The following is a 24322-nucleotide window of genomic DNA, read 5'->3' as shown; positions in this document are numbered from 1 at the left end:
TATTCAACTATTTTTCACATAAAGATTAGGTAAAATAAATATTTTTCGGTTTAGGATTTCTAAGAAAATAGCCACAACCAAATAGGTATAGTAAACAGTAAAAGAACTACACCAAAAGCTAAGGTCGTAACTGTTAAGTCACGATCCAAATTGTAAGCTTGGGCAATTACAAGAGTCGAAAAGGCTGGTGGCATTGCCATTTGCAAAACCATAGCCATACGTGGTTCTCCAGTTACGCCAAAGAACATTAGCCCTGTCCCAACTACAAGTGGAGTAAGTAGCATTTTGATCGATAGACAAGTAAGAGCTTTTTTGACATTGCGCAGGGTTTTTAACTGACTTAGTTGCATCCCAATCATTACCAATGACAAAGTCACAGTTGTCCATGCGATTGTGCTCATGCCACCCGAAACTATTGTAGGCAAGGGAACAAATCTCATCCCTACTCCAATCGGCAAGCTCCATAATGCAGGGGTCTTAGCCATTGATACAAATGGATTGGGCTTCTTCTGACCGCTAGACATGCTGCCATAACGGCTAGCGAGAGCGATCCCAACGGAATAGGCTGCGATCGTAGAGCCAATCAAATCATAAAATAACGACCAAGCAAAATATTGTGGACCCACGAGAGCAAGACTGACGGGATATCCCATAAAAGCAGTATTGCCTAGGGTCATAGCAAGCAGGAAACTACCTTGAGTTGCACCTGACCAAGCACTGTCATTTTCTAAAGTGGCATCCATACTTGGCGAGGTTTCAAGATTTTTTTCTCTAGAAGTAATTCCTCTCGATAACTTACTAAATCTTTCGTCACTTACACCAAGATCGATCCAAATCCAAGCTAGTCCAGCCCCTACTAGAATCGCAACCCAAGCTGTAGTTGGAGCAATCACGATCCATCCCGATAGATCTGCTTGACGGAGGAAAGAAATAATACTAATCGGAACTCCTACAAACAGCAGAGCTTTACCGAGGTAAGTGGTGAAAATCTTTGGGAGGAGTTTGCCTAAGACATACCCCAAAAGAGTCCATCCAATTAACCTCACGTAGAGCATGACGAGAGGGTTTTCTAAAGTGAACATAAAATTTCAACCATAGGAACTAAGTGTGAAAGCTGAAAAAGAGGTGAGTGTTTATTAGGTAGGAAAAATAGAGAAAAGTGTGGATTTACAGATGTCCCGACCTTTTCGAGAAGAGACATAGTTATTTGTTGTTGCTACAGAAAAAGTCGAAGATATCTATAATCTGCATTTTATAACTGTCCACCATTTACATCAACGATCGCACCTGTCATATAGCTAGATAGTTGTGATGCTAGAAATAAAATTACATTTACTTGTTCTTCCATCGAGGCGATTCGACCTAAAGGAATTGAATCAATTAACTTTTGTTCTGCTTCTGGTGGTAATGTTGCCGCTAGCATCGGCGTGTAGGTTTGGCTGGGACAAATAGCATTTACATTAATTTGAAAAGGGGCTAGCTCATAGGCAAGTTGCCTCGTAAAGCCTATCGACCCTGCCTTAGAAGCCACATAATGAATGCCTGATAATTTACTCCGAAAATGTCCTGCGATCGATGAGACATTGACGATTTTCCCACTTCTTTGCTGCTTCATGATGGGGACTACATGTTTGCAGCAGAGAAACTGACTGGTGAGATTTGTTGCCATGACTTTGTTCCAATCCTCAAGGGAAATATCTTCTATCTTGGCAATTTGGTTAATCGCTGCATTGTTGATTAGAATGTCTATCTGCCCATATTTCTGGAAAACTGTAGCGATCGCAGCTTTGACTTGATCTTCATCAGAAACATCACAGGGAATTGACAATGCCGATTTACCTGTTGCATTTAGTTCTGAAGCGATCGCCTCAGCGCCACTACGAGAGATAAACGCGGTATGCGCTCCATAAAGTGCGATCGCCTCAGATACGGCTTGACCAATACCGCTACTCGCCCCAGTAACAATTGCGACTTTTCCCTTGAAGTCGTGGGGGAATTCATGGGGTTTAGTCATAAGCTAAATCAACTAATTTAAGTGTTTTATGAATGATGAAGTGCCGCGCTTAGCATACACTTCATTCCTTTTAAGTGTGAGCAAAAACGTGATCTTCTACAAAAATATGGTTTACATCAGGTTTCCCAATTGCTAAACGGATCGAGGGTTTATCACCAACAACACGAATATTATGAATTACCTTACGGGGTACAAAAATGATGTCATCCTTAGTAGCACGGTAAGCTCCATGTCCATCCACATCCCACTCTAGTTCGCCTTCCATGATTACCCACCACTCATCCTCGTTAGCATGATAGTGAGTGCGATTGCTTTCCCCTGGCTTTTGACAGATCATGACGGCACTCATCATGTCGGTATAAATGAGGCGCACTGACCAAGATGGCTCCCCCATCTCTTTTTTGATATCTTCTAAACGATTAAAAATACGATTGATACTGTCATGGGTATTAGCTTTGGCAACACCATCATTTTTCATTACCGTAGCAAGGTTTTGGTCTTGGCTTGCGATCGTGGTCATAGCTGATTACTCCATCAAAGTTTTAATCAAATTATCACAATAAATATAGTAATCCTTATTTATTTGTGAGGTCAAATAATTTATGAGTGTGCGCCCCTTTGAGACGCACACTCATAAATTATTTGGGATTGCTATATTAAAGGTACGCTTAGAGTGCCTTTAAATTTATTAGAAAGAAAACGTTGTGCGGATGACACCGACTGTTGCTGTCGGATTAGTACTCACACCTTCAGGGTTAAATACCCAGAAAACACCAGGGGTGATGCTAATATTTTTGCTGAGACGATAGCGATAGAAAAGTTCTAGATGATATGGAGTTGAGTTAACTGAACCTAAAGTTGCCAAGCCACTAGCAGACGTGCGATTAATCGGTTGTCCAAATAGAATGCTTCCTGCACTACCTTCACTGAATAAATCATTGAAAGTCAAACCTGCAATCCAACTGGTGAAGGTTGTCGAGGCAGAAGTATTAACTGCATCTGCAAAAATCACGGCTCCCCAAGTATGGAAAGAGATTTTGGGAGTGATTTTCCAAGCCAAGTTACCCGCGATCGAGTTAGCTCTAGTTGAACCATTTACAGCATTAGTACCGTCGGTAGTAATAAATTCAGAACTGGTTAGACCAGTACCTAGAGAACTTCTGCCATTACCTCCAAACTGCTGATAGGTATTCGCATAGGTAACAGAAGCATCTAGATTCTCGGCAGGCTTGAATAAAAGCTGAACTAGAGCAATTGTAGAACCACCAAATAATCCACCCTGTGCACCAGGTGATGGAGAAGCTGGATTGGATGAACCATAACCAGCTTGGATTTTGAACTGATCGGAAACTTTCCAATCAAAGGCAAATAGGGAAGATGTGCCAGCAATCCGCATCAGGGGATCAAAACGACCAAAACGAGAAATCGATCCTTGACCATTGCTTGCTACTGGTGAGAGGACAGTAAAGAACTCATCAGGGAAGCTAATAGGGGCAACGTAAAGAGTTACCTTGTTGTCAAAAATAGGGAACTTATAATCAAGAAGGCTGAGAGCAAATGAATTGTCTATAAAGGAACTGGCTGGACCCGGTCCAATTCTGGCGGTGTTTGTTCCTAATAGTGAGGCAAGGCTACTTGAGTTACCCGTACTAGCTGCTGCAAGGTTGTTGCTTGCCTCGAGACGAGTTCTCAGTAAATCTTTACCTGTAAAGCTGGTATTGAGGACAAGGCGAGTACGATTGCCTAAAGTAATGTTTGATGTAGCGTTGGTAGGACCGCCACTACCTGCTGTTGCTGAGAAGATCACTTCTCCAGTGAGTTTTGTCGTGGTCGAAAATTGCTGTGCTTCTAGTTTGGCAGTTTTGGCATCAAGGGCATCAACACGACCACGCAAGGTAGCGAGTTCAGCCGCAAATTCTTCTTGAAGCTTTTGTAAAGTAGCTAAATCTTCTTTACTTACTTTGTCAGCTAGCCCTGCAGAGATGATTTCATTGATTTTGTCGAGACAAGCATTCAAACCTGCGGCAAATTCATAGCGGCTTGTGGCTTGTTTGCCCCGAAAAGTTCTATCTGGATATCCTGCAATGCAGCCATATCGTTCGACAAGAGATTGCAAAGCTGTGAAAGCCCAGTCCGTTGGTTTCACATCACTTAATTGTGAAACAGATGTGACATTTTGAGCTTGCTTAGTGGCAGGGGTTAGCTGAATAGCCTTGTACGCGTCAACACTTGCGGAAGATGTCGTTGTTTCCGCATGACTGAGAATTGGAGACACAGATAGAGCTGTTAAGAAAGACAGTCCAGCTAAACCAACAGAATAACTTTTTACCTTAAACATCTAAATACCATCCTCATACTACACCTATACATAAGCGTAAACTTCTTAGCCTTAGATGTCAAAGGCATATTTGGCTGATATTAGCAATTCTCATTATTAAGCCAATTTGGGTGATTCTAGCGCCTTCGACGCTAGAATCACCCAAATTGGCTTTTTTGAAAGCCTACCGTGTGGGCTTTCAAAAAACGATTTTATAATGAGAATTGCTGGACTGATATTTAAAATCAAGCCAAGGATGTTGAGGCTAAATCGACCCTCTATCCTTAGTTTGATTTTGATTTTTATTTGGTTAGGCTAGCTAATGTCGTCTTGAGAGTCAATTGATTGAGTGTCTCTAGCTCTTGTCGCGGATGATTAAGCAGTCGCGATCGCATCTCATCAGTTAGTCCTTGAACATTAGTGAAATCTGCCCCTGCAATACTTTCAAATTTCTCAAAATCAGCATCAGTTAGATCGGCTGCGCGGAGATCAGATCCAGCTAAATTTGCCCCATTCAATCTGGCTTTTTGTAAATAAGCACCTGTCAAAATAGCTTTTCTTAAATCAGCTTGAACAAGTCTTGCCCCTGCTAAGTTAGCTCCTGTTAAATCTGCGCCCCCAAGGTAAGCGCCCATCAAATTTGCATTTTTTAAATCTGCATCTCTGAGATTACCCGTATTAAGTGCTGCACCATTCAAGCTTGCACTGGGCCCGATCGCACCAGAGGATTTATAAGCGAAGTTCTCAGGAAAAATAGTTGCGCTATCATATCTTGCTCCTTGCAGCTTTGCCTCGGTCAAATTTGCTTCACTGAGATCAGCCCCACTCAGATTGACACGATATAAATAAGCTCCTTGTAGATTGGCTTTTTGAAGTAAGGCTTGATGAAGATCAGAACTACGCAGATCGGCTCCACTAAGATTGGCTTCGCTTAAATTTGCCAAACTAAGATTAGCGCGGATCAGAGTTGCTTCTTGCAGGTCAGCTTTTTGGAGGTCACATCCACTGAGATCGATCTGATATAAGTCTTTTTTATTTAAAGGAGTACCTGCTTTGATGGCTGCTAAAACTTCTTCTTGAGCAAGTTTGGACATAATTTTGTGAAATCATTCAAATTTTTATTAAAACTCTAAAAAAATGATCATAAACTGAACTAGCAGTAAAACAAAGAACCAATTTTTTGTGGTGAGGCGAAGCCACGGCACAAAAAATTGGTTCTTCATAGGTTTAAGCAAAAATCTGGATTTTGCGATCGCAATTTACGCTAACTTTCTTTAAAGTAAGCAATGACAAATAATTCTTACAAAGCGTTGCAAAACAAAGCTTTGTAAGGATTATTGGATTTTATTTTTAAGGAGTTGCCCCTGTGCTTGTACCACCGATGACAATGATGGACTTCTTTAAAAAAAGTGAAGGAGTTTGGTTCATTCACCGCACCGTACATCATTTTGATAGCGTCGCTGACGAATCTGGGGAGTCAAAGATTCATGTCAAGTTGGTCACAAAAGAAGATGATCGAATACAAAAAATCTGTGATTCACAGGGCATTGATTTAGCGATCGCCTCCTGTGGTGCTAGCTTTATGTGGCAAGCCCATGAGGAGGGTGGTGCGGAGCCAAATCCTGACCACGCCGCAATTTTAGTCGATGTACCAGATGATGTGACGGGGCGATCGGGCAAATTATTGCGAAGTCAAGGCTATGTCGAAAGAATCCCTGTTGTCAGCCGCTATTGGTTTGGTGATGATGGCATTTTGACTATTGATACTGAATATGACAATAATCAGGGGCAAGAGCGCTGCTGGTTTATTACTGATGATTTTCGTGTGCGGGCGAGTACGGTACGCATGAATAATGGTGTTTATTTAATGACCTATTGTTCTGAGCGACGTTGTGTTGGAGAAGTAGATTTAGAGGCAATGCTACAAAGAAACTTGGCAAGGCAAAACTAAGTGCAGATGCAATAACTTATTGGAAAAAATATTTTAATGCTCGAACATGATCTTCAACAATGGCTCAAATCAGCACGACAAGAATCAGCCAAGGGAAACCTACCAAACTATATTCCCTTCCTAGCTAAGGCTGATCCACAGGCGATCGCGATCGCCATCCAAAAAATTAATGGTGATCATCTGATGGCTGGTGACTTAGAGTTAACTTTTCCATTGATGAGTGTAATTAAGCCATTTTTGCTGCTTTATTTGCTAGAGACACAAGGCTCTAAAAAGGTTTTTCGGTTAGTTGATAGTCAAGCAACATCTGAGCCGTTTAATGCGATTCCTGATGGGAAACCCAAAAATTCGATGATTAATAGCGGCGCGATCGCCTTGTCATCGCTATTGGAATCTAGTGAATCCCTCCAGAATTGGCTTAATCAGCGATTGGGCACAGATTTAAAGCTTGATTTGGAAGTCTTAGCTTCAGTGCGATCAATTGCTGATCGTCGAAATTTAGCGATCGCCGATCAGCTTAAAAATCTGGGAATAATTGCTAATCCTATTCAAGCACTTGCAGTTTATGAAGAAATTTGTTGTTTGCGAGGCAATGTTCAAGATCTCGCGAAAATTGGGACTTTATTAATTGATACTCAGCAATCGCCTAATATCCAAATCGTGCTGGAGATTATGACCCAATGCGGCATGTATGAGTCGTCATTAGAATTTGCTCAGAATGTAGGAGTTCCTTCCAAGTCCAGTATTAGCGGTGCTTTACTATCGATTATTCCTGCTCAAGCAGCGATCGCCTGTTATAGTCCTGCTCTTGATGCGACTGGTAATTCAGTCTCAGGAATATTTTTAATCCGACAGATTAAAAACTATGTTTTAGGGTTAGGGCGCGAAGAAACGTAAACCCAAGATCTATACCGCCCGCTACGCGGGCGGTATAGATCTTGGGTTTACGTTTAGTGAAAGTCAGCCGAAATATTTGATTAAAAATTGAATTTTTCGATAGTTATTTGCGATCGTGTATATACAGCTACCTTTATCCGATAAAATTAAAAACGCTAAAAAGTTTTATTGGTTGTAAGCAGAGAATAAGTAAATGAGTACCTTTGAGCAAGTTCAAGACATCGTTGCATCACAATTAGGCGTTGATAAAGCCGAAGTTAAGCCTGAAGCTAGCTTTGCGAACGACCTTGGCGCTGACTCTCTCGATACCGTCGAATTGGTTATGGCATTGGAAGAAAAATTCGGCGTTGAAATCCCCGACGAAGACGCAGAAAAAATTGCCACCGTGCAGAACGCCGTTGATTACATTGACAGTAAACAAGCTGCTTAAGCAATTGTTTTAGATAAAAGCTTTGTTGCTCAGCGACAAAGCTTTTATGTTCTTAAAATTTTTGACATACTGATTCCAAACGAAATGCAAAACCCTCAGCCCCTCTCTCGCGTCGTTGTCACTGGACTAGGTGCAATCACACCGATCGGTAACACGGTCGAAGAATACTGGCAAGGTCTAGTCGATGGCAAAAACGGAATTACAGAAATTACTCGCTTTGATACGACCGATCACGAATGTCGAGTTGGTGGCGAAGTAAAAGATTTTGATCCGCTTGCCTATGTACCTGCCAAAGAAGCTCGGCGAATGGATCGCTTTGCTCAATTTGGTGTGAGCGCCAGTATCCAAGCTTTACGCGATGCTAATCTGGAAATAACGCCACTTAATGCGCCTCAAATTGGGGTTTTGCTAGGTACTGGAATTGGTGGCTTGCAAGTACTAGAAGATCAGCATGAAATTATTCGTACTAAGGGTCCAAGCCGTTGTAGTCCATTTATGATTCCGATGATGATCGGCAATATGGCGGCAGGTTTGACGGCAATTCATACGGGTGCTCAGGGTCCCAACTCCTGTACCGTGACTGCTTGTGCTGCTGGCTCTAATGCGATCGGCGATGCATTTCGTCTAGTGCAAAGTGGTTTTGCTCAAGCAATGATCTGTGGTGGGACTGAGGCAGCGATTACTCCCCTTGGCTATGCAGGATTTGCATCAGCAAGAGCCATGTCTCGCCGTAATGATGATCCAGCTCATGCTTCCCGTCCCTTTGACAAAGATCGTGATGGCTTTGTGATGGGTGAGGGTGCAGGCATCTTGATTATTGAAAATCTGGAACATGCTCTAGCGCGTGGAGCAAAAATCTATGCAGAAATCGTGGGCTATGGCTGCACCTGCGATGCTTATCATATGACCTCGCCTTCTCCAAATGGTGAAGGTGCAGTGAGAGCGATGACTCTTGCGCTCAAGGATGGCGATATTTTACCTGAGATGGTGGACTATATCAACGCTCATGGTACGAGTACTTCCGCAAATGATAGTACTGAGACTAAGGCTATTAAGAAAGTTTTAGGTGATCATGCCTACAAGGTTGCCGTAAGTTCCACTAAGTCGATGACAGGTCATTTGCTCGGTGGATCTGGTGGCATTGAGGCAGTGGCGACAGTTTTGGCAGTAAAAAATGATATCGCGCCGCCCACGATGAACTTAGAAAATCCTGATCCAGATTGCGATCTAGATTATGTGCCTAACAAGTCTCGTCCAATGACGATCAATGTTGCGACTTCTAACTCATTTGGTTTTGGCGGTCACAATGTAACGTTAGTATTCAAAAAATACCAGTAGTTATACCAATTCACGAAAGTGTGGCTACACTTTCGTGAATTAAAAACCAAACCCTGTAAGGGTTTTAAAAGCACAAAATGGCTACGCCATTTTGTGCTTTGGTATTACGATGGTGCTTTAGCGGAGCGTAACGCACCCTATCAAAACAATAAAAAAGCTGCCACGCAAAGCGCGGCAGCTTTTTTTGTTTTTGTTATGCGTCGATGAATAGATCTGAGCCTTCTTGTGTGACTGAGAAACTTTTCACGTCAGTAGAAGTTTTGCCCATGGAAATCATTTTTCTAGCAACATCAGGTAAAGGAATACCAACAAAGGAATCTACCCATTCAGTATTCTTGCCAGTACAAATTTCAAACTTGGAGCCATGAAAAGGACAGGTAATTGTCCCATTTTCAAATTTGCCTTTTGCTAAAGGTAGTCCAAAGTGAGGGCATTTATTGGCGATCGCGCAATATTTATCACCAACTTTTGCGACGATAACAGATTGTCCATTGGCTTTAGTTTTCAGGACTTTATCGGAAATGACATCGGAAGTTGAAGCAATTTTGACTTTAGTCATTTGTTTTGTGGAGTGATGGGTAAGACACAAAAAACTATATCACAAGCCTTGTTTGTCCTTGAATCATGATGAATTGTGACAAAACATAATGGCACAAAGTCATAGCCAACACCTGACCGATAGCTTTTACTGACTTTTATAGCCATAGTCACTCTATTTAAAACATAAAACCCAAAATATAAGTGTCCGCGCTTCGCGCGGACACTTATATTTTGGGTTTTGATTTGTTCTAGCTATCTCTTGCTTTGCAATAGTTGCCATGTTGCTTTACATGTCACCAAAAAGAATATTTTGCATGATTTTCGCGCAAATATATAAATCCCAAATTGATGCCTAAACTACGTACCGCCATATATTTGAGATTGAGTTTCTGATTTTGTCAGAAAATGCTAGAAAAAAAGACCATACTTTTTCCGTTCCAAGAACTTGTTTGTTAATGCCTTGATTGATGTCATCAAACATCATAATTTTTATCGTTAAAAACAAGTTACAGCTAGATTAAAAAAATATGATAATCCCTGAAAACCTTGCTAATAGATGTTTTTGAGGGTTACATCTATACAATTACCTTAGATAACCAGTTTAAATAAACTGTGCTAACTTAGCTGTGTCAACAGCAACAACATACAAAATATTTTATTTTCTGCGTTGTTATCTGTATTGATTTTTGGATTCATCTCTAAAACTTTTTGGCGAGTCTAACGGAAGGGTGTTGAGTAATTGTGAATTGAATAATAAGTTCTAATGTTTTAATTAAAAAATGACTTGGGAAAAGTATTGGTAAATGTGTTGAGTACAAACTATGAGTTTGTTTGCCTAATTAGATGGAGATTTAATTAGAAAGTTCCCACTTAATGTCAGGATTTAGAATTAAAAATCAGAATAAATGTATTATTAAAAACATTTTGACTCGCTAGTTTTTTAGAGAGCTTATCTAAATAAAAATAATTAGTGAACTGTGAGGAAAAAGATGACTATTGAAGACGCACTCAATATCGTAGATTCTGTTTTGGGAAATAAGAGCCTCAGTACAATTCAAGAGGCTATATTTCGCCAGACTTGGGAGGGTAAAACCTATTCAGAGATCGCGGAAAAAGCTGGCTATGATGCTGCTTATATTCGTGATGTTGGCTATAAATTATGGCAATTACTATCAGAAGCTTTTGGCGATCGCGTAACTAAAAATAATTTACAAGTGGTTTTGCGTCGCTATAGCAACCGATCTGTTAATGCTAATACTAATTCTTTGGGAAATTATCCATCTACGATTAATTCTCAGATGATTGCAGCCATGTCATCACCTGTAAATTTACCTGCCGCCACAGAGTCATTTAGTCAGGAGATTAGTAATGGAGCTTCTAAGCTTTTGCAATTGTTAGCACGGGTTTTGACTGAACCTATTGGCGATCGCCCTATTAATCACCATTGGCAACAAATTCACGACTCTAACACTGACTCTTCGTTGAAATTAACGATTACAGTCAATCTCAGCATGGCTGACTAATAACCTCATCCCTAAACCCTATCCTTGCAAAGGAGAGGGGGACGATAAAAATATTGCGCCCCTTGTCCTTTGCTAGGACAAGGGGTTGGGGGATCAGGTTAAATTGCTTTGCTAGCAATATCCTTGCGGTAGTACATGCCATCATAGGCAACAAACTCAATGGCATTGTATACATTAGCGATCGCATTCTGGATATCATCGCCTAAAGCCGTAACCCCAAGCACTCGACCGCCATTAGTAACTAAAGCATTATTCTTGAGTTTTGTTCCTGACTGGAATACAAGTGCACCCATATCTTCGGCTTTGCCAATACCTGTAATAAACTGTCCAGTATCTACCTTGTCTGGATAGCCACCTGCCGCCATTACTACACATACAGCTGATTGCTTTTTCCATTTCAGAGGTTCTAAATCAGCTAAGTTTCCTTTGATGCAGGCTAAGAGCAAATCATCAAGATTAGTATCAAGTAATGGCAATACAGCTTGGGTCTCAGGATCTCCCAATCGGCAGTTAAACTCCACAACCTTGGGCTCGCCTTCAGGACTAATCATTAAACCTGCGTATAGACAACCACGATAATCGATGCCTCTAGACTTCAACGCTGAAATCGTGGGCTCTAAAACTTGTGTTTGAACTTTTGCCATTAACTCAGACGTTGCGATCGGAGCGGGAGCATAGGCTCCCATACCACCTGTATTAGGTCCAGTATCACCATCACCGAGGCGCTTATGATCTTGAGCAGGGCTTAAGGAGCGGATAGTTTTGCCATCGGTGACTGCGAGTACGGAGACTTCTTGTCCTGTCATAAACTCTTCGATCACAACGGTTTCGCCTGCGGAGCCGAACTGTCCAGCAAAAATGCGATCGATTGCTTCAGTGGCTTCTTCCAGAGTCATGGCTACAGTGACTCCTTTGCCGCTAGCTAACCCATCAGCCTTGATCACGATCGGTGCACCCTGCTCTTGCACATAGGCTTGCGCAGTTTCGAGACTTGTGAAAGTGGCACTGGCAGCGGTGGGGATATTCGCCTCTTTCATCAGCGCTTTCGCCCATGACTTGCTTGCCTCGATCTGAGCACCTTCTTTAGTTGGACCAAAAATTAACGCTTCAGCAGCTTGAAAATAATCAACAATGCCAAGTGCTAGCGGCAGTTCGGGACCAACTATTGTAAAACCAACACCTTGTACTTGGGCAAACCGTAAAATCCCTTCAAAATCATCAATGCTAAGGGAAACGTTCTGACAGTTTTGCATAGTTGCTGTACCGCCGTTTCCTGGGATGCAAAAGACGCGATCAATATTGGGAGATTGCAGAAGTTTCCAAGCTAGGGCGTGTTCTCTACCGCCACTGCCAACTACGAGGACTTTCAAATTACACCTTTAATACTCACACTAATTTTGCTTTCTCTATAACAGCTTTGCTCATTCATCAAACCCAAATAATCATTTAAAATTCCTGCTAAGTTAGGCTTTTAAATAATTATTTGGACTTTACTCATTTGCAAAATATGATGAGAAAACTCCAAATGATCAGATTTTCAAGAAATAACGTACTGCTAAAGCAGGACTATAAATCTCAAGAATATTTATCATTCAGGCATCAATTATACCTGAGGAGTAGCTCTTAAGGAGTAGATCCTATGGTAATTTCGTTGCTAAAGCTTGTCTTTTTCACAAACTGGAAGGCTCCCGCGATCGAACCCCAGACTCTTTCATCGGTTACGAGGTCATAGCCACGATCAAGGCTGCTATATGTGTTTTCCGTGACTTCAAACTCAATTGATAGATAGGTATCGACACCTTTACGATTAATGCAACATTTTTTTCCTGGTTCGACTGCTCCTTTAAATGTTTGGTGATCAGCGCGATCCACCCATTGAGTGCAGCCCTGTAGCTGCTCGATCGCATCGATATCCAAGATCTTAAGTCGATCGCGATCGCGGCTTGCACCAAAGAAAGTTTCCGCATTTTTAAGACGATAGTTGATCATTTCAATGCGATCATTTTGAAAAATCAGATGTAAAACTGCTGTGCGATAGGGATGATTTAGCTCGTAGTCATAGGCTTGTTCGAGAAATAGCCATACACCGTCGTCGGTAATGGGATTGGGCAAGGCGCGAATGCCAACGCGAATATGGGCAAAAAATGGCGGATTATCGATCGCTTGTTCCCAATTACTATGATCACCTGCTAGCCATTGAGCAAGGGTATATACATCTTTAGGATTTGTAGTCATGAGTTGTTAAGTATTTACTTTTTTTATTAGACATTAAAATTCTGAAGATGCAAAGATTGAGTTTCCCGACTTTTTTGTATAGGCAAAATTAAATATAAAAGCCTAACAATCTATACCGCATGCATAGCGGGCGGTATAGATTGTTAGGCTTTTAATTATGCTGAGGTACTTACTCCTGAAATTATGGCAACGGTCAGCTAATCGGAGATAGGTGCTGAAATGGGCATTTCAGAGCGACTAAAAAGATGCAAATACGTCGATCACGCTTTAACTGTCCAGAGCCGAAATTACGCGCATAATTTCTTGAATATTAATCGGTTTACTAATGTAATCATTCATACCTGCATCGAAACAAGCTTGGCGATCTGCGGGCAGTACATCGGCAGTAATTGCAACAATCGGCACTTGGCTCATTAATTCAGTGCGAATAATCTTTGTGGCTGTTATGCCATCCATTTTTGGCATTTGTAAATCCATTAGGATTAGATCGTAGGTATTATTTTGTAAAGCTTGTAAAACCTCTAGACCATTGTTAGCAATATCATGAATCTGATAACCAAGTTTTTTAAGTATAGAACTAGCAACCATTTGATTAACGTTATTGTCTTCCACTAAGAGAATCTTTAAAGGAAATTTTTCGGCAAAGTGTCTGTCGATCGCAGGTTTTTGGTTGGTTACTCCCAAAGGTTGTTCGCTCATTGGACGAGTTAAGACCACGATCTCAAAATAGAATATTGAACCTTGGGTATCAATCAAGGGTTGCCAATCTGCGGGAGGATTGCCTCCAACTTGACCAAAGCTCTCTACCCAGATTGTACCATTCATTAACTCGACAAGTCGTTTGCTGATAGCTAGTCCTAATCCAGTACCACCATACTTTCGACTAATGGAGGCATCAGCTTGGGTAAAGGGTTGGAATAGTCTGTCAATGTGATCGCCTTTGATGCCAAAACCTGTATCAGAGATCGCAAATTTTAATTGATATTTCTTTTTTACCCCTAGTTCTTCATCCAGAAAAGCATCGGGAACTGATTCTTTGCCCTCCACTTCTTCTTCTAGGGGCTTTCCACTAACTGAAATGGAAACCTGACCACTTTGGGTAAATTTAATAGCATTGCCAACCAAATTTAGTAAGATCTGGCGCAACCGAGCGTAATCTCCAATTACTATAGGAATATCAGGTGCGATCGCATATTGGAGATCAATTTGTTTAGCTATTGCTTGACTATTTAGCAGTTGAGAAACTCCACTAACTACATCTTCTAACTTGAAATCCCATTCTTCTATTGATAGCATTCCCGATTCAATTTTAGAGAAGTCAAGAATATCATTGATAATTGTCAAAAGAGATTCGCTACTATCCTTAATTGTTTTTACAAAATCTGCTTGCTCTTCTGTAAGGATTGTTGTTTCTAGAAGTTGTGTCATTCCCATTACGCCATTCATCGGTGTACGAATTTCATGACTCATATTTGCTAAGAATGCACTTTTTGCTCTAGTAGCCTCTTCGGCAATTGTTTTCGCTTTAGCTAGGGCGCTTTCTGCTTGCTTACGGACAGTGATATCCACTACTCGCGCTAAACTATAACGCTGTTCTCCAAAAGTAATTCTCTTAAGAGAAAGATCTCCCCAAAATTCGCGTCCTTTGAGAGTGAGATATTCTACCTCGATGCTGCAAAAGCCATTTTGGTTAACTTCTTGGTCAATCTGATCGAGTTCTTGCCTAGTAAACTGTCGTTTGTGAAGAGTGCGCCCTTCAATATTAAGTAAGTCATTTTTATCTTCAACTTCAAATAGTTTTATAGCTTGCTGATTGCAGTCTATTATGAGTGAAGTCTTACTATCGACTAAGAACATTGCATCAGTAGACTCATTAAAGATTAATTCTCGTAAATCACGACTGTGGGTTAGCTCTATTTCTAATCGTTTGCGATCGCTAATATCGGTAATTGTACCAATCAGCCTCACTACTTTTCCTTGATCGTCGCAAATCGCCTCACCACGGCTGATAACGTGACAGATTGAGCGATCAGGACGAATGATCCCGTGTTCCACCATGTAAGGTGTGCCATGGGCGATCGCTTCCTCCACGACTACGCGAAGCTTGGATTGGTCATCAAGGGGAAGAATGTCAAAAAAGTTGGCATATTTAGGTAGTGGCACATTGGGATCAAATCCCAGAATAAGGAATTGCTGATCTGACCAATGACTAACTCCACTAGCTACATCAAATTCCCAACTACCGATTCTCGCAATGCGTTGAGATTCAGTGAGATCTTTTGTTTTTTTAGCAACCTGTTTTTCTAAATCTTGGGCATAGTTTAAGCGCATTTGATCTGCATCATGAAGATCAATCATCATTTGATGCAAAGCTTCTTTCAAAATTTGCACTTCAGTAATGCGCGTATCTGGAATTGTTTGTTCCAGACGATTTTCAGAAAAAGACTTAGTGGCTTGAGTGAGATGAGATAGTGATCGAGAAATGCATCGAGATGTACAAATACCGATACCAATGGAACCTACTAGAGAGAATCCACATAATAGAATCGAGCGATAAACATTCTTCTGAATTTCTGACATAAAGTCAGCCTCAGGGATCGCTATTACAAAAAGCCAGTCTAAGCCGTATTTATCTTGATAGGGAGTAATCTGCACAAATTGGCGATGTTCTGCAATCGTCAGACTTAATTGTCTAGATTCCTTGAGGTTATTAAAATCACCAAATTTCTGACGGAGCTGTTTAGACACTTCCCTCGTCAGGTCATCTTGACTTTCCGAAGCGAGTATTCGAGAAAATTTTTTATCGGTTCGTCTCAGCCCTGAAGATTCTGTTGCTAGTGATGTCGCAACCATATCTCCCGATCTCTCAATGATAAATACTTGTCCAGCAGGAGTGAACTTTAACTGCATGAGAAATAGACTAATATCAGACAGAAAATAGTTGCTAGAGAAAAAACCAGATAGTCTCCCCGTGACATCATAGACAGGTGCAACCGCAACTGTTTGTAATAATGGAAGAACTCGTGCTAAAGATATTGGAGTCCATGCTTGCTTACCAATATCTTTAGCTTGCCTATACCAACTAACAGTGCGAAAGTCATCATCGAATTGTAAAAATAGTTGAAGATGTTTGCCTTGGGAGTCAGTTGAATAGTACCGACGCTGGTTGGGAACAATTTTGTGAAAAAAAATAGAGCCAAGGGGAATATTTTTGCCTGTGGCTGTTTCTGCAAGTTTCCGAAATTCTTCAGAGCTAATTCGCAGATAGCCAATACCATTCCCATCCTCGCTTGAATAAATATTGTTGGGCAGTGATGGGTTTAACAACATCTGCTGCCAGAGTTGTTGTCTTAATTTTTCTTGATCATTAATATTGAGCGTTTCCTGTTTTACCGCCAAATCATTTGTAGCGACAACCTGTTGTGAAATTTGTAAATAACTATTGAGACGATCGCTGATTCGTTCTGAAGTTTGCCTCAATAGTTGGTTAGCCAAATTCTCGATTGCTTGTTGACCACTCTGGTAAGATAGATAGCCAACTAGTCCCACTGTACTCACAATGATTGCCACAAATGGCCCAACTAGCACCGAGCTAAGTGGAATATTTTTTGTGAATGGCGATCGCTTGCGAGAAATGCTCATTTAGACGTTTTTTAAATAACTATTATACAGAAATATAGTTATTCAACAGTAGTGGTTTGTTTTCATCTAACTGGTATTTGCTCTGCTTCGGGTATTTGTTCAACTTCCCAATGGCTGAGAATAATTGCATTCACACTGTTCCCAATAATATTAACGACAGTTTTAAATCCATCGGTTAAGCGATCAATCCCTGCGACTAAGGCGATCGCTTCTAAGGGTAAACCTGAGGCTGATAGCACAGTTGCCATCGTGATCAATGCTGAGCCAGGCACTCCAGGGGTACTAAATGAAACCAGTAAACTACTAACAGCGATCGCAGTTAGTAGAGAAGGGGTTAAGGGAACTTGATAGATTTGAGCGACAAATAGAGCGTTAAATCCTTGCAAAATCGCTGCGCCATCACGTTTAAGAGCCGTACCTAGAGGGATCGCGAAACTGGCTATTTCTTCACGTAAGCCATAGTTCTCTTGAATATTTTGCAATACTACTGGCAAAGCGGCATTAGAACTAGCCGTACCAAAGGCTAAGGCGATCGCTTCTGAAAGACTACGCAAAAATCTTACAGGATCAGCTTTGAGCGTAAACAGAGCTAACATATCCAAGCAAATCATGATCGAAGAAGCCATTACTAAGCCAAAAACATAGAGAAACAATTTTGCTACTAGTTCTAATCCTTGGGTGGCGATTGTGGAACTCATTAGTGCAAATACTCCCAAAGGCGCAACATACAAAATTATGGATAAAGTCTTTTCACTAATGTGATAGATACTTTCAATCAATTCCACGAAAGGTTTTGCTTTCTCTTTAGCAAGTTGAACACCTATCCCCAATAGAACTGCTGAGAAAATGATTTGCAATAGATTGCCAGTGCTAAGAGCTTCTAATGGGTTTACAGGAATTAGGCTAACGAGCCAAGATATTAAAGATGGTGCTTCAGTAATACTAATATTCTCTGAGATTGAGAAGCCTTTTACGCCACTACCAGGCTGCAAGAAATAGGCAGTCCCCATACCCACACAAAGAGCGATTGAACTGGTGATCAGGTAGCTGGTCATTAACTTAACTGTATATCTGCCAACTTGTCCAGCTCCTTGGATTCTGGTTAATCCCATAATTAGTGAAGAGAAAACAATTGGAACGACCACAAACTGAATCAGCCTTAAAAAAGATTCACCAACTGGAGCTAAAAAACTTTGATTGATTAGTTCAATATTCTCAGGAAAAGTTGTGTTTAACAAAGTCCCAAATGCAACACCAAATGCTAGTGAAATGAGAATAAAAGTAGATAGATTCATATTCCAAATTGCTAATGTAAAAACTGCCATACAAAACTTACAGCAAAAAACTTACAGATCTGGGGATCAAGCTAACTTAGCCAGACAAAAAAGAAAGTCCAAAATGAACTGCGATCGCAATAAAACCTCAAAATCTGTACCGCCCGTATAGCGGGCGGTACAGATTTTGGCTCTGGATTTTTAATTATGCTGCGGTACTTAATGATTGCTATATAATCAAGTCTGCTAGGTTGCCCCTCTTAATATTTAGATACAAACAAGATGCTATGGCGGATCGTTATGTTCGCGTGAAAACTTCCCAAGGGGAAGTCTGTTACGGGCTGTTAGAGTTGAATCAATCTATAAGGCTACTCAGTACAGCACCTTGGCTGGGAGGGGAGCCAAATGGTGAATTACTTGCGCCAGATACTTATCAACTTTTAGCTCCCTGTGAGCCGAGCAAGATTGTTGCTGTGGGTAAAAACTATTCGGCACATGCTGCAGAAATGGGTGGAGAAGTCCCCAAAGAGCCAATTATATTTTTAAAACCTACTACTACGATTATTGCTCCTGAAGCTAAAATAGCCTTGCCGCCGCAGTCTAAAAGAGTGGAATATGAAGGTGAGTTAGCACTGGTGATTGGTTCTCTTTGTTTTAATGTCACACCCAATCAAGCGATCGCAGCTATTTGGGGCTATACGATCGCCAACGATGTGACAGCAAGGGATTTACAAAGAAGTGATAGCCAATGGACTAGGGGGAAGGGCTTTGACACTTTTTGTCCTTTGGGTCCTTGGATTGTGCGCGAAATCAGTCCTACTGCGATGCTACAAACTTTTGTAAATGATACTAAAAAGCCTTTTCAGTCAACCTCAATTGAGGAGATGGTATTTTCCCCAGACTATATCGTTTCCTACATTAGCCAAATCATGACTTTACTTCCAGGAGATATTATTCTCACAGGTACGCCTGAAGGTGTGGGGCAAATGCAAGAAGGCGATCGCATTTATATCGAAATCGAGGGGATTGGTAAATTGCATAACACGGTAATCTTGCGATCGCCTTTACCGATTGAGCAAGAACCTGAAGAAAGCGAAATTAACGAATAGTAACAGAGTATTTTGCGCTCAACCTCCGATAGAGTTTTTAAAAGTGTTACAGAGAAACACTTTTAAAAACTCTATCGGTTTGTTTGATCAAAAATTTTGACGCGACAAGAAGTTTTGCTTTTTAAATTTTTAGCGGGAACATATGCTATGACACTTAGGTCATAAATATTTAGTAAGATCTATAGTTAAAGTCAGGCTCAATGTCATAGGCGTAAGCACGCATGAGTCGCAAAATATATCTGGGGGGACGCTTTTATTTGTTTACTCATCCTCACACACCCACTAATCCTATGAATTACTTAACCAGAAATTTACCAAAATTTTTAAAAAAACAGCTTGGCTATTTGTCGGCGATCGCGTTAGGTTTACCCCTATTAGCAAGTCCGAGCCTCGCTCAGATTATCCCTGTCGAGACAACCCCTAGCTCAAATCCTTCAAGACTGCCATCTGAAAATCCCAACGATAAAGCTGCCAATCCTACTGACAACAAAACGGCACGTTTTAGTTGCCAGTCGCGTGATGGTCAATATATTGTTGTCTATCAACCCAAGAGCCAACCCCAAAAATATTTCCCTTGGGCTGCTCCTAGTGCGATGGGTGATGGCTGGTCACCTGAAAAGCGTTGCAATGAAATTAGCCGTCGGTTGGAGTCATACCGCCCCGATGGTTTAGTGGAAATGCGAACCAGTACTGAAAATGGGTACAACGTGATCTGTGCTACTACCGATAAAAACGCTGCTTGTCGGATTGTTCTGACTGTTCCCAATGGACAAGACCCGATTGCTACTCGCGATCGCGTATTTGGAAATCTTGCCACTGCTGATAGTGGTCAAGCAACCACAGCCGTAAATACCTATCGTGGACGCGATCGCACTTTAAATGACATCACTGGCGATCTTGGTTTAGGCATAGATCTCAAGGGAATTAATGGTGTCCTTGGCTCGGTAATATCTCCAAGCCGTCCTGTATCTAATGTGCGTAGTGGCAACTTGTACTTGAAGCCATTCCTCGATCCTAGTGATGGGGGCACTGGTACTAGCATAAGCAATAGTGGCTTTACTGGAGGCAGAAGGCTCAACCCTGATAATTTTCGTTAAAAAAAGAGGGGCGCGATGCGCCCCTCTTTTTTTAATGGAAATATATTAAGCTTCGTTCAAAGCTGCAATACCAGGGAGGATTTTGCCTTCGAGCAATTCTAAACTTGCACCACCACCAGTTGAGATGTGGCTCATCTTATCAGCAACACCAACCTTCTCAACCGCAGCTACAGAGTCGCCGCCGCCGATGATGGTGATTGTACCAGTGGCTGTAAGATCAGCAAGAGTATGCGCGATCGCTTCAGTGCCAACAGCAAACTTATCAAACTCGAATACACCCATTGGGCCATTCCAGATTGCAGATTTGCATTCAGAAAGCGCAGCTTGGAATACCTTTACGGAGTCAGGACCAATATCCAAGCCCATCCAACCATCAGGAATATTGTCAATGCTAACAGTTTGAGCATTAGCATCAGGCTTGAAGTTATCAGCAACAACAACATCAGTTGGGAGTAAGAACTTGACACCACGTTCTGCGGCTTTCTTTTCAAGGGCGCGAGCCAAGTCTAGCTTATCTTCTTCAACGAGAGACTTACCAACGCTCAAGCCACGAGCTTTGTAGAAGGTAAAGATCATGCCGCCGCCGAGCAACAAATAATCAACCTTATCGAGCAAGGTTTCGATTACGCCGATCTTGCTAGAAACCTTAGAGCCACCAACGATCGCAGCCAGAGGACGCTTAGGATTGTCGATCGCACCACTTAAGTATTGCAATTCTTTATCAAGCAAGAAACCAGCAACTGAGGTGCTGATGTACTTGGTTACGCCTTCTGTGGAAGCATGGGCGCGGTGAGCAGTACCAAAAGCATCATTTACATAAATGTCAGCCAAAGATGCTAGTTTTTTGGCGAATTCAGGATCGTTCTTTTCTTCTTCAGGATAAAAACGTACATTTTCTAACAAAGCGACATCGCCATTGTTAAGAGCATTAACTTGAGCCGCAACTGCGTCACCAATGCAATCGTCGGTTTTGACAACGGGCTGACCAAGTAGCTCAGATAGACGTACTGCTACAGGATTGAGTCGAAGACTTTCAGTGACACCCTTGGGTCTGCCGAAGTGACTGGTGAGAATTACGCGAGCGCCAGCTTCGGTGAGGTACTTAATGGTTGGTAGTGCTGCACGAATACGGGTATCGTCTGTAATTTTGCCAGTTTCGTCTTGAGGAACGTTAAAATCAACTCTTACTAAAACTTTCTTGCCTGCTAATTCCGCAGCAGTCAAACTTGCAAGACTTTTCTTCGCCATAAATTTTTTATACTCGTAGTATATAAAGTTGCTTTTTTACTATGTCTTAATAATTTTACCGAATTCCGTCCAGTTTAAACCCCAAAAAATACGAGGTAGCTACTTAATAATTTGCTTTGCAATTCAATAACGATCTTTTTCGATTGCTAGCTGTAGTTTCTAAAACAGACTTCAAGTGCAACTTAATGCTAAGTTCAAAAATAGTTCAAGTTTAAGGCGATCGCTAAAAATGCTAACGGTTGTTATACCAATTCATAAAAATGTGATGACACTTTTGTGAATTAAAAACCAAACCCAGTAAGGGTTTTAAAAGCACAAAATGGCGTAGCCATTTCGTGCTTCGGTATGAGTTGGCGGAACTAATCAGTCCCTATCCACAAAAGACATAATCTATGTATCGATTTCAGGTAAAAGCACCCACTCAAAATGGGGAAATGATTGGTATCGTCGGCTCGATTTCTCAATTTGGATCATGGGACATCAAAAAATATTTACCTCTGCGGACATCAGGCGATCGCTACCCAATTTGGTGGGTAGATGTGGAAATTGATCCGCACACCTTGACTGATGCTGAAGAGAAAATTGAATATAAGTATGTGCGAATTGATGCTAATGGGAAAGCTCAATGGGAATGCGAAAAAGAAATCAATCGCTGGGTTCCCATTGAGATAGAGCACATTGGCTCCAAAACTTCGACAATCGTTGTTGATGATCTTGCATTTGGATATGTCCACCCATTCCCCTATGGATATTTAGAAAATGCGATCGCATCAGAGTCAGAGGCAAAACCAGAAACACATTCACAAAATGGGCTCAAAGTATTAGTCCTCGGCAGTTCTGTGGCTATGGGTTGTAGTGCTTGGTTGCTAAAGGGTTGGGCAAATCAACTAGGGCAAGTCCTAAAGGAAAAATTTGGTCATCAATTGATCAACCGATCGCAATTGGGTGCAAATGTCACTAGTACAATTGAGCGCTTCGCTTCAGTCGTTGTACCTGAAAAACCAGATCTGGTAATTATTTCGCTCTCTTTAGGAAACGAAGGACTAGCTTACTGCCGTCCCCATGATCGCCGTGCCGTCCAGCGCCGCTTCGAAAGCGGTTTGCAGCAACTGATTAAAATGACCCAAGATTTGGGGGCGATACCTGTGATTGGAGGTTTATACCCCAATGGAGACTATAACCCTGAGCATAACTGGCTTTTGCGGGATACCCACTATCGCATGTTGCGATGGGGCGTTCCGATTCTCGACTGGCTAGATGCTTTAGATGATGGCTATGGAGGATGGAAATCTGGCATATCGCTGGATGTCGCACATCCTAATACTGCTGGTCATAAACTGATGTTTGAAGCGATCAACCTCGATATCTTTAAAATTAATCATGAGCAGCGATCGCAAGAGCAAGCTGTCAAATCCCATAGCAGTAACACCGAAATTGCTATCTATGTCGATAAATATGGATTTCAAGTATTTGCTAACCCCGAAGCTCAGACTCTACGAATCATTAACAATTCCAAACATGATTACAACATCACTCCAACTTGGAAGGAATTACAAGAAGCCCTGAAACGTAAAGCTGATTTAACTTTTGGTACGACGTATATTGCTAAAAATGATGAGCTAGGCACAGTTCCATTGCTTTCAGTGGGATTTAATGGAACAATTGAGAACACAGTTAAAATTCCAATTGGAGTCGATCTGCAATATTGCTCTGCGCTCAAGTTTTTTGCTCCTCAAAACGCAGAAATTCTTTACTATGATGGACATCTAGGTATTCTTAAGGAAGGCGATCGCACAATCCGTATTATCAATGAATCTGAAGAAGAATATAACATCCATCCGATGTGGAAAGAAATTCGGGCGGCGTTAGCTGCTATGCCTGCGGGAGTTTATCACGATCCTGCCAATCCAGAAGCACCATTTCGGACAATGATGATTGGCGAGCAAGGTTTAGAGAGCAGAGTCAAGGCTCCAGTCAAATCGACAATGTTGCTCAAATACAAATGTAAACTATCAGAAATTAACCGTATTGCCATTTTGCCATTAGGCGATCGCTGTGCGGCGAGAATGCTCCTGTACAAAATGGAATATGATGGGCCAGCGTTCCCCTTTGATTTGGCGCGTTCCACAAATCTAGGCGATGTGTCAGATATGGTAATGAATGATTTCCGAGACATGTGGAACCCTGATTATCTTCATTATAATATTGAAGAGGGGAGGGTCTATCATTCCAAATGGTCTGGTCTATCCTTTGGTCATGAAGTCGAAGACACTGACGATCCTGCGAATAATATGCAGCCGATTCATGAAAGAATGCGGGTTCGCTATTCGGCGCGGGCAAAGAGATTTTTATACACTCTGGATCATTGCGATGAAGTTTTATTTGTGCGTACTGGCGTAACTAATCGAGACTATGTGCTAGACCTGATCGAGAAGCTAACGATTAAATGCAAGGGCAAGCCATTCCGAGTATTGCTTATTTCCAAGCAAACATCTGACGAGTTTGCGAATATTCCCAATCTACTCCATTACGATCTTCACTTCAGTCCCGACTGGATGTATGACAACCAAGACTATTGGATGGAATGTACTAAAACCATGAAGGAGATTCTCGAATCTCTTGGTATATCTAGTCAAAATCTATTCTGGTGTCCACCAAATCCTTAAACGAAAAAGCCGCGCTGAGAGCGGCTTTTTCGTTTACAGTA

Annotated in this window: 19 protein-coding genes; 8 read left to right on the top strand and 11 right to left on the bottom strand. The window is 41.5% G+C overall.

Annotation, left to right across the window (positions count from 1 at the left end; all coding sequences use genetic code 11):
• Nucleotides 1–59: 59 nt before the first annotated feature.
• The 5 genes from PseudUWO311_RS11950 to PseudUWO311_RS11930 all read right to left on the bottom strand — a co-directional run bounded on the left by PseudUWO311_RS11950 (nt 60) and on the right by PseudUWO311_RS11930 (nt 5425).
• Nucleotides 60–1082 (bottom strand): AEC family transporter, encoded by a 1023-nt coding sequence (locus PseudUWO311_RS11950; RefSeq protein WP_142655455.1) that lies wholly within the window; start codon nt 1080–1082, stop codon nt 60–62.
• Between the two features lie 170 nt (nt 1083–1252).
• A complete protein-coding gene (locus tag PseudUWO311_RS11945; RefSeq protein ID WP_142655454.1) occupies nt 1253–2014 on the bottom strand; it encodes an SDR family NAD(P)-dependent oxidoreductase in 762 nt (253 codons plus the stop codon).
• A 70-nt stretch (nt 2015–2084) separates the two neighbouring features.
• Nucleotides 2085–2534, bottom strand: coding sequence for a cupin domain-containing protein (locus PseudUWO311_RS11940; protein WP_142655453.1), 450 nt, complete (start codon nt 2532–2534; stop codon nt 2085–2087).
• Between the two features lie 168 nt (nt 2535–2702).
• On the bottom strand, nt 2703–4352 hold the full coding sequence (locus PseudUWO311_RS11935) for an iron uptake porin (RefSeq protein ID WP_142655452.1): 1650 nt from the start codon (nt 4350–4352) through the stop codon (nt 2703–2705).
• A gap of 281 nt (nt 4353–4633) precedes the next feature.
• Nucleotides 4634–5425, bottom strand: coding sequence for a pentapeptide repeat-containing protein (locus PseudUWO311_RS11930; protein WP_142655451.1), 792 nt, complete (start codon nt 5423–5425; stop codon nt 4634–4636).
• 287 nt (nt 5426–5712) lie between these two features.
• On the opposite strand from PseudUWO311_RS11930, the gene PseudUWO311_RS11925 reads away from it, so the two are divergent.
• The 4 genes from PseudUWO311_RS11925 to fabF all read left to right on the top strand — a co-directional run bounded on the left by PseudUWO311_RS11925 (nt 5713) and on the right by fabF (nt 8947).
• Entirely contained in the window at nt 5713–6282 is a 570-nt protein-coding gene (locus tag PseudUWO311_RS11925) for a phycobiliprotein lyase (protein ID WP_223807551.1), read from the top strand.
• Nucleotides 6283–6318: 36 nt separating this feature from the next.
• Complete coding sequence (locus PseudUWO311_RS11920; RefSeq protein WP_142655450.1) at nt 6319–7179, top strand: glutaminase; 861 nt, start codon at nt 6319–6321, stop codon at nt 7177–7179.
• Nucleotides 7180–7372: 193 nt separating this feature from the next.
• Entirely contained in the window at nt 7373–7609 is a 237-nt protein-coding gene (acpP, locus tag PseudUWO311_RS11915; protein WP_103668621.1) for an acyl carrier protein, read from the top strand.
• 84 nt (nt 7610–7693) lie between these two features.
• On the top strand, nt 7694–8947 hold the full coding sequence (gene fabF, locus PseudUWO311_RS11910) for a beta-ketoacyl-ACP synthase II (protein WP_142655449.1): 1254 nt from the start codon (nt 7694–7696) through the stop codon (nt 8945–8947).
• Between the two features lie 193 nt (nt 8948–9140).
• On the opposite strand, the gene PseudUWO311_RS11905 is transcribed toward fabF, so the two are convergent.
• On the bottom strand, nt 9141–9506 hold the full coding sequence (locus tag PseudUWO311_RS11905; RefSeq protein WP_142655448.1) for a Rieske (2Fe-2S) protein: 366 nt from the start codon (nt 9504–9506) through the stop codon (nt 9141–9143).
• A gap of 970 nt (nt 9507–10476) precedes the next feature.
• Between PseudUWO311_RS11905 and PseudUWO311_RS11900 the strand changes: the two genes are divergently transcribed.
• Nucleotides 10477–11010 (top strand): hypothetical protein, encoded by a 534-nt coding sequence (locus PseudUWO311_RS11900; RefSeq protein ID WP_142655447.1) that lies wholly within the window; start codon nt 10477–10479, stop codon nt 11008–11010.
• Between the two features lie 98 nt (nt 11011–11108).
• On the opposite strand, the gene purD is transcribed toward PseudUWO311_RS11900, so the two are convergent.
• The 4 genes from purD to PseudUWO311_RS11880 all read right to left on the bottom strand — a co-directional run bounded on the left by purD (nt 11109) and on the right by PseudUWO311_RS11880 (nt 18182).
• The gene (gene purD / locus PseudUWO311_RS11895; protein ID WP_142655446.1) at nt 11109–12380 is read right to left on the bottom strand and encodes a phosphoribosylamine--glycine ligase; all 1272 of its coding nucleotides are present in this window, start codon (nt 12378–12380) and stop codon (nt 11109–11111) included.
• Between the two features lie 253 nt (nt 12381–12633).
• Nucleotides 12634–13245, bottom strand: a complete 612-nt coding sequence (locus PseudUWO311_RS11890) for a chromophore lyase CpcT/CpeT (protein WP_142655445.1) — start codon at nt 13243–13245, stop codon at nt 12634–12636.
• A gap of 267 nt (nt 13246–13512) precedes the next feature.
• The gene (locus PseudUWO311_RS11885; protein ID WP_142655444.1) at nt 13513–16887 is read right to left on the bottom strand and encodes a response regulator; all 3375 of its coding nucleotides are present in this window, start codon (nt 16885–16887) and stop codon (nt 13513–13515) included.
• A 62-nt stretch (nt 16888–16949) separates the two neighbouring features.
• On the bottom strand, nt 16950–18182 hold the full coding sequence (locus PseudUWO311_RS11880) for a dicarboxylate/amino acid:cation symporter (protein ID WP_142655501.1): 1233 nt from the start codon (nt 18180–18182) through the stop codon (nt 16950–16952).
• A 266-nt stretch (nt 18183–18448) separates the two neighbouring features.
• Here PseudUWO311_RS11880 and PseudUWO311_RS11875 point away from each other — a divergent pair, with 266 nt between their 5' ends.
• Together PseudUWO311_RS11875 and PseudUWO311_RS11870 are read left to right on the top strand one after the other, a co-directional pair.
• Entirely contained in the window at nt 18449–19270 is an 822-nt protein-coding gene (locus PseudUWO311_RS11875; protein WP_142655443.1) for a fumarylacetoacetate hydrolase family protein, read from the top strand.
• Nucleotides 19271–19491: 221 nt separating this feature from the next.
• Nucleotides 19492–20367 carry a COP23 domain-containing protein gene (locus tag PseudUWO311_RS11870; RefSeq protein WP_223807545.1) on the top strand — a complete coding sequence of 292 codons (876 nt, stop codon included), beginning with the start codon at nt 19492–19494 and terminating at the stop codon, nt 20365–20367.
• 45 nt (nt 20368–20412) lie between these two features.
• On the opposite strand, the gene PseudUWO311_RS11865 is transcribed toward PseudUWO311_RS11870, so the two are convergent.
• Nucleotides 20413–21615 carry a phosphoglycerate kinase gene (locus PseudUWO311_RS11865; protein WP_142655442.1) on the bottom strand — a complete coding sequence of 401 codons (1203 nt, stop codon included), beginning with the start codon at nt 21613–21615 and terminating at the stop codon, nt 20413–20415.
• Between the two features lie 392 nt (nt 21616–22007).
• Between PseudUWO311_RS11865 and PseudUWO311_RS11860 the strand changes: the two genes are divergently transcribed.
• Nucleotides 22008–24281, top strand: a complete 2274-nt coding sequence (locus PseudUWO311_RS11860; RefSeq protein WP_142655441.1) for a DUF1796 family putative cysteine peptidase — start codon at nt 22008–22010, stop codon at nt 24279–24281.
• Nucleotides 24282–24322: the final 41 nt, after the last annotated feature.

Origin of the sequence: Pseudanabaena sp. UWO311 (genome assembly GCF_006937785.1) — a bacterium.
Taxonomy (GTDB): Bacteria; Cyanobacteriota; Cyanobacteriia; order Pseudanabaenales; family Pseudanabaenaceae; genus Pseudanabaena.
The sequence above is the reverse complement of the archived record's forward strand: the minus strand, read 5'-3'. Positions and strand labels throughout refer to the sequence as shown.

Excerpts from the sequence above, each read along its gene's own strand:
- PseudUWO311_RS11950 (WP_142655455.1), bottom strand. The coding sequence starts at position 1,082 with ATGTTCACTTTAGAAAACCCTCTCGTCATGCTCTACGTGAGGTTAATT.
- PseudUWO311_RS11945 (WP_142655454.1), bottom strand. The coding sequence starts at position 2,014 with ATGACTAAACCCCATGAATTCCCCCACGACTTCAAGGGAAAAGTCGCA.
- PseudUWO311_RS11940 (WP_142655453.1), bottom strand. The coding sequence starts at position 2,534 with ATGACCACGATCGCAAGCCAAGACCAAAACCTTGCTACGGTAATGAAA.
- PseudUWO311_RS11935 (WP_142655452.1), bottom strand. The coding sequence starts at position 4,352 with ATGTTTAAGGTAAAAAGTTATTCTGTTGGTTTAGCTGGACTGTCTTTC.
- PseudUWO311_RS11930 (WP_142655451.1), bottom strand. The coding sequence starts at position 5,425 with ATGTCCAAACTTGCTCAAGAAGAAGTTTTAGCAGCCATCAAAGCAGGT.
- PseudUWO311_RS11925 (WP_223807551.1), top strand. The coding sequence starts at position 5,713 with ATGACAATGATGGACTTCTTTAAAAAAAGTGAAGGAGTTTGGTTCATT.
- PseudUWO311_RS11920 (WP_142655450.1), top strand. The coding sequence starts at position 6,319 with ATGCTCGAACATGATCTTCAACAATGGCTCAAATCAGCACGACAAGAA.
- acpP (WP_103668621.1), top strand. The coding sequence starts at position 7,373 with ATGAGTACCTTTGAGCAAGTTCAAGACATCGTTGCATCACAATTAGGC.
- fabF (WP_142655449.1), top strand. The coding sequence starts at position 7,694 with ATGCAAAACCCTCAGCCCCTCTCTCGCGTCGTTGTCACTGGACTAGGT.
- PseudUWO311_RS11905 (WP_142655448.1), bottom strand. The coding sequence starts at position 9,506 with ATGACTAAAGTCAAAATTGCTTCAACTTCCGATGTCATTTCCGATAAA.
- PseudUWO311_RS11900 (WP_142655447.1), top strand. The coding sequence starts at position 10,477 with ATGACTATTGAAGACGCACTCAATATCGTAGATTCTGTTTTGGGAAAT.
- PseudUWO311_RS11890 (WP_142655445.1), bottom strand. The coding sequence starts at position 13,245 with ATGACTACAAATCCTAAAGATGTATATACCCTTGCTCAATGGCTAGCA.
- PseudUWO311_RS11885 (WP_142655444.1), bottom strand. The coding sequence starts at position 16,887 with ATGAGCATTTCTCGCAAGCGATCGCCATTCACAAAAAATATTCCACTT.
- PseudUWO311_RS11880 (WP_142655501.1), bottom strand. The coding sequence starts at position 18,182 with ATGAATCTATCTACTTTTATTCTCATTTCACTAGCATTTGGTGTTGCA.
- PseudUWO311_RS11875 (WP_142655443.1), top strand. The coding sequence starts at position 18,449 with ATGGCGGATCGTTATGTTCGCGTGAAAACTTCCCAAGGGGAAGTCTGT.
- PseudUWO311_RS11870 (WP_223807545.1), top strand. The coding sequence starts at position 19,492 with ATGAGTCGCAAAATATATCTGGGGGGACGCTTTTATTTGTTTACTCAT.
- PseudUWO311_RS11865 (WP_142655442.1), bottom strand. The coding sequence starts at position 21,615 with ATGGCGAAGAAAAGTCTTGCAAGTTTGACTGCTGCGGAATTAGCAGGC.
- PseudUWO311_RS11860 (WP_142655441.1), top strand. The coding sequence starts at position 22,008 with ATGTATCGATTTCAGGTAAAAGCACCCACTCAAAATGGGGAAATGATT.